Annotated in this window: 1 protein-coding gene; it reads right to left on the bottom strand. The window is 43.9% G+C overall.

The annotated features are described in order from the left end of the window. Positions 1–105 precede the first annotated feature (105 nt). Positions 106–545, bottom strand: a 440-nt coding sequence (locus J3495_RS19035; RefSeq protein WP_210668563.1) for a hypothetical protein, incomplete at its 5' end; no start/stop codon positions are given.

A 545-nucleotide genomic window follows, 5' to 3' on the forward strand; every position in this document is an offset into this window, starting at 1 on the left:
TTGACCCACATGTCATTCAGACTGTGCCCCTCGGGAAGTTCCACTATTGAGAGTGGAACATCGGGTCTGATCTCCTGCATTTGTAATCTGATCTTTTCCATTTTCTCACCGCTTAAAGATTATTATTTCTTCCAATTCATATAATGACCTGATAACTTCCAAATGCTGTTCCAGCAGTTCCCCGTCATGCAGGGCAATGACCGCTTCCCTTTGATCCAGTATCCTGCTTTGTATTAGACTGGCGCAGTCAATGACAGTCGGCGCGAGATACAGTTTTTTAGTAAGCGGATGCGGATATGCAGGATAAATTCCTTTCTGATTTAAATATTCTTCCTTTGGGCTGTCCAGATCAAAACGCACTGCAAAATAATTTACAATGGTATTCTCTTTGTCCAGTAAGGGGAATACAAGCCCGTAGCGTCCAAAGACGGTATAGGCGGTCAGTGAATCATCCCGCACTCCTGCATCACTCTTGGTAATTACACCCAGCTCTTCAAACCTTTCTTTGGATTTCAAGGTTTTTCGGTGGTGGAACTGTCCTGAAT

This window comes from Flavobacterium geliluteum, from assembly GCF_017948595.1.
Classification (GTDB): Bacteria; Bacteroidota; Bacteroidia; order Flavobacteriales; family Flavobacteriaceae; genus Flavobacterium; species Flavobacterium flavipigmentatum.